We start from the raw sequence: 13,516 nt of genomic DNA on the forward strand, positions 1-13,516 counted from the left end.
AAAACCTCGACGACGGCTAACAGCCTCGTCGACGGTTGAAGGGCAAATAATTTGCGGCTTTTTTGTCTGGCTATTGCGTAGCTTTATTTTTTTTCGTATCATTCGCCTTTATTTGGCAAAGCGAAACCGCCTTTGCACCTTTTTCTATATCCAAACGATACCTTTGAAGCAAAACCAGACGATTTTCTATGGAAAAATTCTTTATGGCAGGCGAGCGTTATTCGCCCACACTCAATTTTGACCCCGACAAAAACCTACTCGAATTTATCGGACAATCCTACCCCGAACACGCGGAGGATATTTACAATCCCGCCTTCGAATGGATAGGCGAATTTTTAAAGACCGACGGCAGAAACGTAACCGTCAATATCAAACTGACCTACTTCAATACTGCCAGCTCGCGCCGCCTGCAAGACCTGATGGAAATTTTGGAAAGCTACGAAAAGGCAGGGCGCGGCACAGTGCTAATAAATTGGTACTACAAGTCGGAAGACTACGATATGATGGAATGTGGCGAAGACTACATCGAAGCCTTCGACCTCAACATCAAACTCATAGAATTAGAGTCCTGATTGACTCCTTCTTGGCTAAGGCTTTCTGATAGCAAACAAGGCTTGGAAAGCGCACCTATGGCATGGCGCATAGCCTTGTGATTGTATGAAAAGCCTTGTCTTAATTTTGTAACTATTTCAAAACAAAATCATTAAAACACAGTCTTTGCCCGCCTAAGACTTGTTTTATCCTTTTTTATGTCTGAATTATCCTCTCGCTTTCATTTGCACCAAACCCATGACCCTGAAAGCAGCTTTTTCGATAGACAGACGCGCATGGATTGGTGGAATCAAGACAAAATCCAGTCGGCGCGTCTGATGATAGTGGGTGCAGGTGCGATTGGCAACGAAACGCTAAAAAACTTGGCACTCTTGGGCTATGCTGATTTTTTTATCACCGATTTTGATGAAATATCAAAGTCAAATTTGAGCCGCACCGTACTTTTTCGGAAAAGCGACCAAGGCAAGCGAAAGGCGGCAGTTGCTGCCGAGCGCGTAGCCGAACTTGCCTTAGCCGACAATCCGCAAGTGTCTTTTTTTGATGGCGATATTGTGTGGGAAATTGGAACAGGCGTGTATCGCCGCATGGACATGGTCTTGGGCTGTTTAGACAACATCGAAACGCGGCTGGCAGTTAATAAACATTGCTATCTGGTCGGCACGCCTTGGATAGATGCAGGCATTTTCGAATTGGGCTTGCGCGTCAATCTCTACACGCCGCCTGCCGCCCCTTGTTATCAATGCAGCCTTTCGCCTCAACAGTGGCAGGCAGCACGCCAACGCTACTCCTGCGACGATTTTAAAAAGAAAGTAGTAGCAGAGGGCAAAGTCCCGACCGTACAGATTGCCTCGGCTCTGGTATCAGCCTTGCAGGTGCAAGAGGTGACGAAATTTTTGTGTGGGCAGCCCCATTCGGCAGGCAAGCAACTCTATTTTCAGGGCAAAAACAACGACTTTGAAGTCTTCGAAATGCCCCTCAATAGCGATTGTCAAGCCCATCAGATGCGTTATCCTGACCTAATAGAAACGCCACTTTCGCATCAAGACACGCTGCGCCACCTGCTTACCTACCTCGAAGAAAAGCAGGGCGAACCGCTTACTTTGGATTTTCGTGGCGATAGAACCTTTGTAGCGCATTTGGCTTGTCGGGGTTGTGGTACAAAGATAGAACTCTACCGCCCTACTTTCCGAATAGAAGAAGAAGAAACCATTTGCGCCACTTGTCGGGACAAAGAAGCCGCCGAACAAGTATTTTTAGAAGCACAGACCCCAACACCAAAAGAAACTATTGGGCAGTTTTCGCTGCATCAAACTCCCGACTTCCTACTCGACTTCACCCTCAACGACTTGGGGATTCCTTTTCTACACATCTTGGCACTCTACAATCAGAAAGGCGAATACATTTATATAGAGCTTTCAAAAGATGCCGATAAATTGTGGAAATAAACAAAAAAATGCTCGCCTGCGCCTGCCCTGTGGCGCAATGAGGTTAAGTTTTAAAATCATTTCTCAATGTAGGGACAAGGCAGTGCCTTGTCCGAAGGGAGATAGAAATAAATAAGTAGCTTCGGGCGAAGCGGGAGCTTCGCGCTACAGTTGTGGGAAAAAGGCGATTGGGTTTGTTTTTTTTAGGATTATTGGTATTTTTTGCCTACCTTTGTTTTGCTACTTTTTTTTGAGTAGCCTTTCTAATCCTTGCGCCATCAATTTAGCAAGGGCAAAACAAGCCGACATGACCTTTCGCCAAACCCTCCACCAACTTGCCGAACTATCCAATCAGGAACATCAAACCGCCGCCTTTGTTGCACAAAAGCTAAAACTTTGCAACCCGACAGCACTCCTAACAGCCATAGGCGGCACAGGAATAGTGGCAATCTGGAAAGGCGAAAAGGCAGGAAAAAGCATCTGTTTTCGCGCCGAACTCGATGCGCTACCGATTGAAGAAGCCAACGACTTTGCACACCAATCCCTGACAAAGGGCGTTTCGCACAAATGCGGACACGACGGACACATGGCAATTTTATTAGAAGTGGCAGCCTACCTCAAAGAAAACAGACCTACGGCAGGAAACGTAATTTTGCTTTTTCAACCTGCCGAAGAAATAGGAGCTGGAGCTTTACAAGTGCTTGAAGATGAGCGTTTTAAAGCGTTGTCGATAGATTATATTTTTGCCCTACACAACCTTCCGCACTATCCACTTCATCAGGTTGTGGTCAGAAAGGGCATCTTTGCTACCGCCTCGGTAGGCATTTGCATCACCTTAGAAGGCAAGACCGCCCATGCAGGTGAGCCTGAAAACGGCATCAATCCTGTGCTTGCGCTAAGTGAATTGGCAACCTTTTTATATACGATTCACAAAACAACCCCCCATCAGGACTTTGTGCTATCTACCGTCGTGCATGCGCGGCTTGGGGAAAAATCCTTTGGCGTATCGCCTGCAAAAGCAGAAGTCTGTGCCACTTTCCGAAGCTACTCGAATGAAGATTTGGCGCAACTCTGCCTTCATGCAGAAGAAAAAGCCAAAGCGTTAGCCTTGCAGCACCATCTTTTGTACAAAATTAGTTATATAGAAAAATTTTCGGCTACCCAAAATTCGGATATGGGTACAAAAGCAATTCAAGAAGTAGCTACCAAATTAGGTTTAGAAAGTGTAGAAAAAAAAGAGCCTTTTCGCTGGTCGGAAGATTTTGGGCAATTTACACAGCGTTATCAGGGTGCCATGTTTGGTTTGGGCGCAGGACTGCACAGCGCGGAACTTCATCAGGCAGATTACGATTTTCCAGACGCACTTATCAAAACGGGGAGCGATATATTTATCGGCTTACTACCGCATTTTTTGGGTTAAATATTGATGTTATGTTTGAAACTTCTTATATAGAACTTAGTCAGTCGGCTTTATCTACCAACTACGCCTTTTTAAGACGGTTGGTAGGCGAAAAAGTAGAGATTTCCTCTGTCGTCAAAGGCAACGCCTATGGGCATGGCATCGAGAACTTTGTCCCTTTGGCACAAGCCTGCGGCATTAAGCACTTTTCCGTTTTTTCGGCAGACGAGGCATACAAAGTTTGGCAGGTGGCAGAAAAAAATACCGACATTATGATAATGGGTATGATAGCCAACAGTGAAATTGAATGGGCTATCCAGCACAAAGTCCAGCTTTATATTTTTGACCTCTCGCGCTTGGAAATGGCATTGATTTTAGCCAAAAAATTAAATAAAAAAGTCTATTTGCATTTAGAATTAGAAACAGGCATGAACCGTCTGGGGCTGCTTGAAAAAGAGCTACCCAAAGTCTTCGCGCTTTTAGATAAATATTGCGGCTTTTTCGCATTAGAAGGCATCTGCACGCACTATGCAGGTGCAGAAAGTATCGCCAACTACGTGCGTATCAAACAGCAAATTATCACCTACAAAAAGCGGATTCACGCCTTTCAGAATCAGGGCAAAAGCTATTTACTGCCCAAGCGTTATCATACGGCTTGTTCGGCGGCTGCCATTTCCTATCCGCAAACCCAAATGGATTTGGTGCGTATCGGTATCCTGCAATATGGCTTTTTTCCAACACAAGAAACGCTCATTCAATATTTTAAAAACAACAAGACCCACCAAGACCCTCTCAAACGTGTCCTCTCGTGGAAAAGTCAGATTATGAGCATCAAAGAAGTGGAGGCAGGCGAATTTGTAGGCTACGGCACGTCCTTTTTGGCAAGTCGTCAGATGCGTATTGCTATCGTTCCTGTGGGCTATGCACAAGGCTACAGCCGAAGCCTTAGTAATCAGGGCAGAGTCTTGATTCGTGGCGAAAGGTTGGCAGTGATTGGCGTGGTGAATATGAACTTGATGCTGATAGATTTGGAAAAATTGGACAGTGCCGAAATAGGCGACGAAGTAGTTTTGATAGGCAAACAAAAAGACAAAGAAATTACGGTAGCTTCTTTTGGAGAATTAAGTAACCAACTAAACTATGAACTCCTCACCCGCCTACCTGCCTACATTCCAAGAAAGGTAGTTTTGTGATTTAAAAAATTTTAATAACTGCCAGGTGAGTAGGTTTGGCAAAACTCAAACCGTCAGACTGACGAAATTGATAGATGATAATTTGCATCAATGCAAAAAAATGATTTGTATTTAAAACCCTCCCTTTAAAGGGAGGGCAATGTGTCGTTGATGTTAGGTTCTAAAAATCAGATGCAAATGTAGGGACAAGGCAGTGCCTTGTCTGAAGGGAGATTGAAATACATAAGTAGCTTCGGGCGAAGCTGGAGCTTCGCGCTACAATAAAATCTCTAAGCCTTTTTTAAAAAGGCTTAGAGATTTGCCAAACTAATAATTCAAGTTACTACCTAACCATTTTTCTACTTCCTCTATGGGCATCTTTTTGCGGCGTGCATAGTCCTCGATTTGGTCTTTCGAGAGTTTGCCTACGCCAAAATAAGTAGCGGCAGGGTGAGCAAAGTAAAGCCCCGAAACAGAGGCAGTGGGCAACATTGCCAGACTTTCCGTTAGGGTAATTCCCGTTTTTTCAGTGGCTTTTAATAGCTCGAAAAGCAGCGTTTTTTCGGTATGGTCGGGATTGGCAGGATAGCCGGGGGCAGGTCTGATGCCGCGATAACGCTCCTTGATAAGGTCTTCGCTATCTAAATTTTCGCCCTTTGCATAGCCCCAAAGTTCGGTACGGACGCGCTTGTGCATCAATTCGGCAAAGGCTTCGGCTAACCTATCTGCTAAGGCTTGCAACATAATGCGGCTATAATCGTCATTTTTTTGTGCAAATTCTTCTAACTTTTTTTCAATTCCGATACCTGCCGTAACAGCGAAAAGCCCAATATGGTCGGCAAGTCCTGTTTCTTTGGGTGCAATAAAATCAGACAAACAAAGATAAGGCGCGTCTTCTTTTTGTTGCTGCTGACGCAAATTGCAAAAACGCGCTAAGACGGTTTGGCGTGTGCCGTCGGTATAAATTTCTATGTCGTCGTCGCCTACGCTATTGGCAGGATAAAAACCAAGTGCGGCATTGGCGGTAAGCCAACGGTGCGTGATGATTTTTTCGAGCATCTTTTGGGCATCTTCAAAAAGGCGCAACGCCTCTGTGCCATGCTGCTTGTGATTGAAAATTTTGGGATACGCTCCCGTCAGTCCCCAAGTCATAAAGAAAGGCGACCAATCTATATAAGCGGCAATTTCGGCTAAATCGTATTTTAGAAAATAACGGTTTCCGATAAAAGAAGGCTCTTTAAGTTGTTGATTTTCAGGCTCTTTCCAATCAATCGCTAACTTTTTTGCACGCGCTTCGGCTATGGAAACATAGCTAATTTTGGCTTGCCTTTGGGCATGGTCATGCGCCAATTCTTGATATTCTTGTTTTATTTTTTGTGAAAAATCGTCTTTATTGTCATCACTCAAAAGGTTCGACATCACAGGCACTGCCTTCGAAGCATCTACCACATGCACAACCGAACCCGAATAGGCAGGCGCAATCTTAACTGCTGTATGAATCCGCGAAGTCGTTGCGCCACCGATAAGTAGGGGCAATTTCAAACCCAACTTTTCCATCTGCTGTGCCACATAGACCATCTCATCGAGGGAAGGCGTTATGAGTCCGCTCAAACCGATAACATCTACGCCCTCTTCTATGGCTTTTTGCAAAATCTTATCGGCAGGCACCATTACCCCCAAATCTACTACCTCGTAATTATTACAAGCCAACACCACGCCGACGATATTTTTACCAATATCGTGAACATCTCCTTTGACAGTGGCTAAAAGAATTTTGCCGTTCTTTTTAATTTCCTGCCCACTATCTAAAAGTTTTTGCTTCTCTGCCTCCAAAAAAGGAACTAAGTAGGCGACGGCTTGCTTCATAACACGCGCCGATTTGACGACCTGCGGCAAAAACATTTTGCCTTCTCCAAACAAATCACCCACGACGTTCATGCCGTCCATGAGTGCGCCCTCGATGACGTGTAAGGGGTGCGCTACCTTTTGTCGCATTTCTTCCGTATCCTGCTCGATGTAGTCTGTAATGCCATTGACTAAGGCGTATTGAAGGCGTTTTTCTACGGAATTTTCGCGCCAAGATTCGTCTTTGATGCGTTTTTTACCTTCCCCTCTGTATTTTTCGGCAGCCTCTACTAAGCGTTCTGTGGCTTCGGAGTGGCGATTCAAAACAGCATCTTCTACAAATTGTAGCAATTCTTTATCTACATTTTCATAGACTTCGAGCATGCCTGCATTGACAATCCCCATGTCCATGCCTGCCTTGATTGCATGGTAGAGAAAAACGGCGTGTATGGCTTCGCGCACCACATCATTGCCACGAAACGAAAAAGAAACATTGCTCACACCACCGCTAACACGCGCCTCTGGCAGGTTTTGTTTTATCCAACGGGTAGCATTGATAAAATCTACGGCGTAATTGTTGTGTTCTTCTATCCCTGTGGCGATAGCAAAAATATTGGGGTCGAAAATCAAATCTTGGGCAGGAAAACCCAACTGATGCACCCAAATATCATAACTGCGCTTGCAAATTTCTATTTTCCGCTCGAAAGTATCAGCTTGTCCCTTTTCGTCAAAAGCCATGACAATGACGGCAGCCCCATAACGGCGCACTAATTTTGCCTGTTGGATAAAAATTGCTTCTCCTTCTTTCAAAGAAATAGAATTGACAATGCCTTTCCCCTGCACGCATTTAAGCCCTGCCTCGATGATGTCCCACTTCGAGGAATCTATCATAATGGGCAGACGGGAAATATCGGGTTCGGAAGCTAAAAGATTTAGAAAATGTACCATCGCCGCTTTGGAATCGAGCATGCCTTCGTCCATATTGATGTCCAAGACCTGCGCTCCGCCCTCTACCTGCTGACGCGCCACATCTAAGGCTTCTTGATACTTTTCCTCTTTAATCAATCGGGCAAACATGCGCGAACCTGTAACATTGGTGCGCTCACCTACATTGACAAAGTTTGTATTTTTATCTATCGTAACTGCCTCCAAACCCGCTAATCGAAGGGCGGATTTGATTTTGGGCAAAGGGCGGGGCGGAAACTTAGCCACTGTTTGCGCAAGGGCTTCGATGTGGTCGGGCGTAGTGCCACAGCAGCCCCCAACGATATTAAACAAGCCTTCGGCAGCAAAATCTTCCAAAAGACGCGCCGTCTGCGCTGCCTTTTCATCATACTGCCCAAATTCATTGGGCAAACCTGCGTTGGGATAACAGGAAAGGTAACAAGTCGCAATCCGCGCTAATTCTTTCATATAGGGCTTCATCAGGGCTGCACCCAAGGCACAATTCAGACCCACAGAAAGGATATTGGCGTGCGAAATGGAATTGTAAAAAGCCTCTACGGTTTGCCCCGAAAGCGTCCTGCCGCTTGCATCTGTAATCGTGCCTGAAATCATGACGGGCAGGCGCAATTCGGCAGGCGTATTTTTGTCGTCAAAATATTTTTCTACCGCAAAAATGGCAGCCTTGCAGTTGAGCGTATCAAAGACGGTTTCTATCAAAATCAAATCTACGCCCCCTTCCACCAAGCCGCTCACCTGTTCGTAATAAGCCGCCACAAGTTCGTCAAAGGAAATAGCGCGAAAGGCGGGATTATTGACATCAGGCGAAATAGAAGCGGTACGATTGGTAGGACCCATTGCCCCTGCAACGAAGCGGGGCTTTTTTTCGGCTTCAAGTCCGCCAAATTCCTGCGCTACTTCTTTGGCTATCCGCGCCGATTCATAGTTGAGTTCGTAGGCGAGAGCTTCCATGCCATAGTCTGCCATCGCAATCGAGGTGCTGCTGAAAGTATTGGTTTCGATAATATCCGAACCCGCTAAGAAATATTTTCTATGAATTTCTTTAATAATTTCGGGTTGAGTAATAGAAAGTAGGTCGTTATTGCCTTTGAGGTCGTGTTGCCAATTTTGGAAACGCTCACCGCGAAAATCGGCTTCGGTGAGCGTGTGGCGTTGAATCATCGTCCCCATAGCCCCATCTAAGACCAAAATGCGCTCTTGCAGTAGCGCACGAATTAGACTATTGACATTAGGACGGGCAAGCGTGAATACACTCATTTTTCAGATGGATTTTAGATAAAGCTATGCCGTTGGTAGAACGTTATAGGCTTTTGAATGGTGAAAAAAGATAAGCCCCAAGCGCATCTCTGCCTTTTGAGGACTGTAAAGATACACAAAAGATAGGTAAAAGGTAGGTAAAATTTGGGTAAAATTTGGGCGTTTTGCAGGCAAGTCTTCAAAGTCGCCCTTTCTGTCTCATTCTCCTTTTATTGGGCTACCCTTGTTTATTTTTGTTAAAAACCAAACGCCTCTTTGTGAGTTTCAATAGGCGTTGTATCTTTGCAAAGACAAACAGAAGTTTCTTTTTTCAATTTGTTTATATCCTTAGAAATGCTTATGTATAAATTTCTTTTTTTGGTATTATTGATAACTCTTTCCTATTCAAATCCGCTATCTGCACAGGATAAATTCGAGAAAGAAAGTCGGATAAAGGAAAAAGATGTACCTTCGCTGGCTCTACAATTTGTAGATTCGCTACCCCTTCAAACCAAAATAAAATGGTACAAAGAAGAGGGATTGACCCAAAATAGCATAGAGGCAAAATTTAAGCACCAAGAAAAAAATTATAGTATCGAATTTGATACATTGGGGCAAATTGAAGACATAGAAATTGAAATAGCTTGGGCAAAAGTAGAAACAGCTGTATCAAAAGCCATTCTCGAACAAATAGAAACTGACTGTGCGGCACACAAAATCATCAAAGCACAACAACAGTTTAGCGGAAAAACACAAGATTTATTCTCTCTTTTTCAAACTAAATCTGACAATTTTTCCTCAAATTTAACTACCAAATATGAAATTGTGGTCAAATGCAAATCTCAAAAAGAGATTAGTTTGTTTGAGTATTTATTTGATGAAAAAGGAAATTTTCTAAACAAATCTAAAATAATATTTAAAAATAGCAGCCACCTCGAATACTAAGATGAAAAAATTTGTTCTTACTTCCATATTTCTACTATTGCAATATGCAGCATTTTCGCAAGCCAACTATCAGGTTGGTCTTCTGCCTGCCCTCAACCTAAACAAAAAGTTAGGAAACGGTTGGTCTTTAAACGCCAAATTGGAATCAAGGCAGCGGCTACAAAGGGGTAGCAGCGAGGGCGAAATTGATAAAAAATACAACTATGTACTCACCGATTTATCGATGATAGCCGCCAAAAAAGTGGGCTTAAACTCGCGAATAGCAGGGGGCTACTTAGTACGTTTGGAAGATGGTTTATTTTCGCATAGATTTATACAACAATATGTCTTGGTACAGAAGCTATCGGGCTGGCGTTTGGCGCATCGCCTTTCAAGCGACCAAACTTTTTCGGAAGTGGAAAAACCAGAATACAGAATTAGATACAGAATCACATCAGAAATTCCTTTAAATGGCGAATCGGTAGACCCAACGGAATTTTATTTGAAATTAAACAATGAATATGTAAATAGCCTACAAGAAAATGAATACAATCTTGAAATAAGACTTATTCCTTTGCTCGGTTATGATATAAGCAATAATTTCAAGATAGAAGTAGGCTTAGATTATAGAGTTAGCTCTTTTTTTAATAACAATACAAGACATAGCTATTGGACAAGTTTTAACCTTTTTATAGACATTTAGAAAAAATCCTATCAATCTTACAAAATTAAACTTTAAAAAATTGATAGGATTTTCGTATAAAATCAAAACAAAGCCGCCGCAATTTTTTGCGTAGCCCCCGACTTGCCCATTGTATAAAAATGCAAACAAGGCACGCCATACGCCATTAGCTCCTTCGATTGCTGAATAGCCCAATCTACGCCCACCTGCACAATATCCTGATTATTTTTGCACCCTTCTACCGCCTCGACCAAATCTTGGGGCAAATCTATATGAAAAATACGCGGCAGAATATTCAAATGATTTTTAGTTGTAATAGGTTTTAAACCCGGAATGATAGGCACATGAATGTCCATCTTCCTACACGTTTCAACAAATTCAAAATATTTTTGATTATCAAAAAACATTTGTGTAACAATATATTCCGCTCCTGCTTCTACTTTCTGCTTTAAATAACGCAGGTCAGAAAGTAAATTAGGCGACTCAAAATGCTTTTCAGGGTAGCCTGCTATGCCGATACAAAAATTTGTAGGCTCTGAAACGGCTAATTCATCATCTAAAAAATTGCCTTTATTCATATCCACTAATTGATGAATCAGATTTATCGCATGGCTATGTCCCTCTTTTTCAGGCACAAAAGCTCCCTCCGATTTGACAGCATCTCCACGTAAAGCCAAGACATTTTCTACCCCCAAAAAGTGTAGGTCTATCAGCGCGTTTTCCGTTTCCTCCTTTGTAAAGCCCCCACAAATGATGTGCGGCACAGCATCTACATGGTAGCGGTTCATGATAGCGGCACAAATGCCTACCGTACCGGGTCTTTTGCGTGTAACTTTTCGCTCCAAAAAGCCGTTTTCGCGCAATTTATAGACGTACTCCTCCCTGTGGTAAGTAACATCTATAAAAGGCGGCTTGAACTCCATCAGTGGGTCTATGGCATCAAAAATTGATTTAATACTTTCACCTTTTAGCGGCGGAATCAGCTCGAAGGAAAAGAGCGTCTTGCCTTTGTTTGCTTCCAGATGCTCGATAACTTTCATATAAATTGCATTAAAATTGCTAAAAAGATTTTTTCAGAGCAAAACTACCTAAAATGCCTTGTCGGGCTTGCCTTTATGTATGGTCAAGCACTTGATTTTGAGCAGGTTGTGCCACCTAAAAGCGCGACACAACTTGCCCCAAAAGCCTATTTAATACCCAAAGCCCCATTGTACTCAATCAGAAAGTAACGCACCGCACTTCGAATCGCGTCTTTATGGGAAAGGTTTAAATAATTTTCTTGCTTTTTCAAATCATTTTCAGAAAAGCCATGATTTCGGTCTTGGTAGCGCAGCAGATTGCCCACACAAGTCGCATTTTCCATAGTAGGCGATTTGCTCCTACAAGTAACCTGAAAATAGTCCGTTTTGCTTTGCGCAAAGCCATAAGTTTTGTAATATGCCCCCACAATCTTAACCAAATAGTTTTTCTCCCCATTTTCGGTCAGATTTTCCTGCAACTCGATAATGGTTTTGTATGCCAAATTAGATTGATTGTTTCGTACTGAAAGCACTTCTAAGGCAAATTCTTTTTCACTTAATCGTTTTACTTCATAACCATAATCGACTCCCTTGCGCGGCAGATTCACCGACCCCGAAAACCAATTATCGCTATTTGCCTTGTAGTCTAAAAAGATATTCATTGCCTCGCCCGAAAGCCAAGAATCGGCTAAAAGCGAATTTTTCATCTGCTCGATTTGGCGCACCGTAGGCGATTCGCCATAAATGTCTTTGACCGCCTTTTTCTTGATTTCCGCCACCAATCGCTGCTTGTGGAAGGGCGTGAGGTCTTTTCTATTCTGCACCATTGTTGCCATTTTCTTACCATCTTGCAAACTTTTAAAAGTGGTTTGGGCTAAAATTGATTTTTCTTTGTCAAAAGCCAAATCTTCAATCTTTTTACCCATTGCCAATAGCTTTTGTGTAATAAGACTATCTAAATAAGGAGGCGCGATTGGTTTTAAAAAAGGTTCTTTTTCTATTGCTTCTTTGAAAGCATATACCTTATCTGCCGTATTTGCCTTTTCAAAGACCTTATCCACACGCCTTAAAATCACCTGATTATAGGCATTTACGTTGCTATCGCCAAAAAACTGTTTGGTGTCTTTCTGATTCAAAGACTGATAAAGCAAAACCAATGGCTTGATGTTTCCTTGATAGGCTTGCTCGAAATCCTCGGCACGAAGCGGCAGCGCGGAAAAATCTGCATCATTTTCTGCCAAAAAAGACACGCCTTTCAAGGTTTTAATCTGCTCTTCAAAAGTTTCCAATATCTGCGACATTTTCTCCTTTCTATTTTCAGAGAGCGAATCCTTGACTTCTATTGCTACAATTTCTCTTATCAAACTAATTTTCTTTTTGGTAGGCAATAAATCCGCCATCAATTCGGCAGCCGCAATTTTTAGCCCCAAATCTGTGGCATTTGGGCTTAAAAAATCTTGAAGGAGCATTTCCGCTTCCGATTGACTCAACTGATTTTGCTTCTTTTTGAGCCACGCCGTTTCCAATTTCGCCAAAGGACTGCCTTGTTTGGCATATTTTTCAGCCATAGGCAGCAAATGATTTTCCAACTGGTACATAATCGGAATGGTATCGGTAAATTTAGCGCGATTGCTTCGTATCCAAGTCCATTGTTCCTTGTAATAGGCTGCGTCGGGACTGCCCATCTTCTGCGCTTTGTCTAAAAAAGCAACTCCCTTTTGATAACTAATTTCAAATTCTAACAAAAAACGAGCATATTCTAATAAAATATCCGCTTGTTGGCTATTCGCCGCTTCGGTTTCGAGGGCAAAAATGTTTTGTAAGTCAATCGTTTTTCTATAAGGCAGCGCAATCGTTTTAGGATTTTGGTTAAGATAGTTATTCAAATATTGTTCTGATAAGGACTTATTTCGTTCTACTTTTTTATCATCTCCTAAAAAATACATTTCAAAAAGTCCTTTTTGGGTATCTTTCTTGACTTTTTCGGTCTTACTACCCAAAGCCATTTGATACCATTTTAAAGCATCTTTATAACTTTTTTGCTCTTCACTGCTAAACATATCGCCCTGCCATGCTTTTGCTATCTGATACATAGCCAAATGGCTGCCCTTTTTTGCTCTGCCCTTCAAATCTTTGTACGTTTCTTTGCTCATCTTTGGCGGCACACCTGCCGAAAGGGACGAAGAAAACAACAAGAGGAGCGAAAGTAGGAAAAGGAAAGGAGGCGTAGGGAAAGATTTTGTCCCATTCCCTTTTTTCTTTTGAAAAGAATGAGGTAAAACAAGAGTATTTGCTTGCAT

General features: G+C 42.7%; 9 protein-coding genes. 6 read left to right on the forward strand and 3 right to left on the reverse strand.

The window, feature by feature from the left end; genetic code table 11:
• The first annotated feature begins 188 nt into the window (after window positions 1-188).
• The 4 genes from G500_RS0120985 (at window position 189) to alr (ending at window position 4,568) form a co-directional block, all read left to right on the forward strand.
• Window positions 189-572, forward strand: coding sequence for a DUF1987 domain-containing protein (locus G500_RS0120985; protein ID WP_027003961.1), 384 nt, complete (start codon window positions 189-191; stop codon window positions 570-572).
• A gap of 177 nt (window positions 573-749) precedes the next feature.
• On the forward strand, window positions 750-1,997 hold the full coding sequence (locus G500_RS24535) for a ThiF family adenylyltransferase (protein WP_051204002.1): 1,248 nt from the start codon (window positions 750-752) through the stop codon (window positions 1,995-1,997).
• Between the two features lie 229 nt (window positions 1,998-2,226).
• On the forward strand, window positions 2,227-3,396 hold the full coding sequence (locus G500_RS0121000; protein WP_027003962.1) for an amidohydrolase: 1,170 nt from the start codon (window positions 2,227-2,229) through the stop codon (window positions 3,394-3,396).
• 11 nt (window positions 3,397-3,407) lie between these two features.
• A complete protein-coding gene (alr, locus tag G500_RS0121005; RefSeq protein ID WP_027003963.1) occupies window positions 3,408-4,568 on the forward strand; it encodes an alanine racemase in 1,161 nt (386 codons plus the stop codon).
• A gap of 306 nt (window positions 4,569-4,874) precedes the next feature.
• Here the strand turns inward: alr and metH are convergent, their stop codons facing one another.
• Window positions 4,875-8,612, reverse strand: a complete 3,738-nt coding sequence (gene metH / locus G500_RS0121010) for a methionine synthase (protein WP_051204005.1) — start codon at window positions 8,610-8,612, stop codon at window positions 4,875-4,877.
• Window positions 8,613-8,951: 339 nt separating this feature from the next.
• On the opposite strand from metH, the gene G500_RS0121020 reads away from it, so the two are divergent.
• Window positions 8,952-9,536, forward strand: coding sequence for a hypothetical protein (locus G500_RS0121020; RefSeq protein ID WP_027003966.1), 585 nt, complete (start codon window positions 8,952-8,954; stop codon window positions 9,534-9,536).
• A 1-nt stretch (window position 9,537) separates the two neighbouring features.
• On the forward strand, window positions 9,538-10,218 hold the full coding sequence (locus G500_RS0121025; RefSeq protein WP_027003967.1) for a DUF2490 domain-containing protein: 681 nt from the start codon (window positions 9,538-9,540) through the stop codon (window positions 10,216-10,218).
• A gap of 62 nt (window positions 10,219-10,280) precedes the next feature.
• On the opposite strand, the gene metF is transcribed toward G500_RS0121025, so the two are convergent.
• Entirely contained in the window at window positions 10,281-11,237 is a 957-nt protein-coding gene (gene metF / locus G500_RS0121030) for a methylenetetrahydrofolate reductase [NAD(P)H] (protein ID WP_027003968.1), read from the reverse strand.
• Between the two features lie 146 nt (window positions 11,238-11,383).
• Window positions 11,384-13,516, reverse strand: coding sequence for a hypothetical protein (locus G500_RS0121035; protein WP_027003969.1), 2,133 nt, complete (start codon window positions 13,514-13,516; stop codon window positions 11,384-11,386).

Origin of the sequence: Hugenholtzia roseola DSM 9546, from assembly GCF_000422585.1 — a bacterium.
Classification (GTDB): Bacteria; Bacteroidota; Bacteroidia; order Cytophagales; family Bernardetiaceae; genus Hugenholtzia; species Hugenholtzia roseola.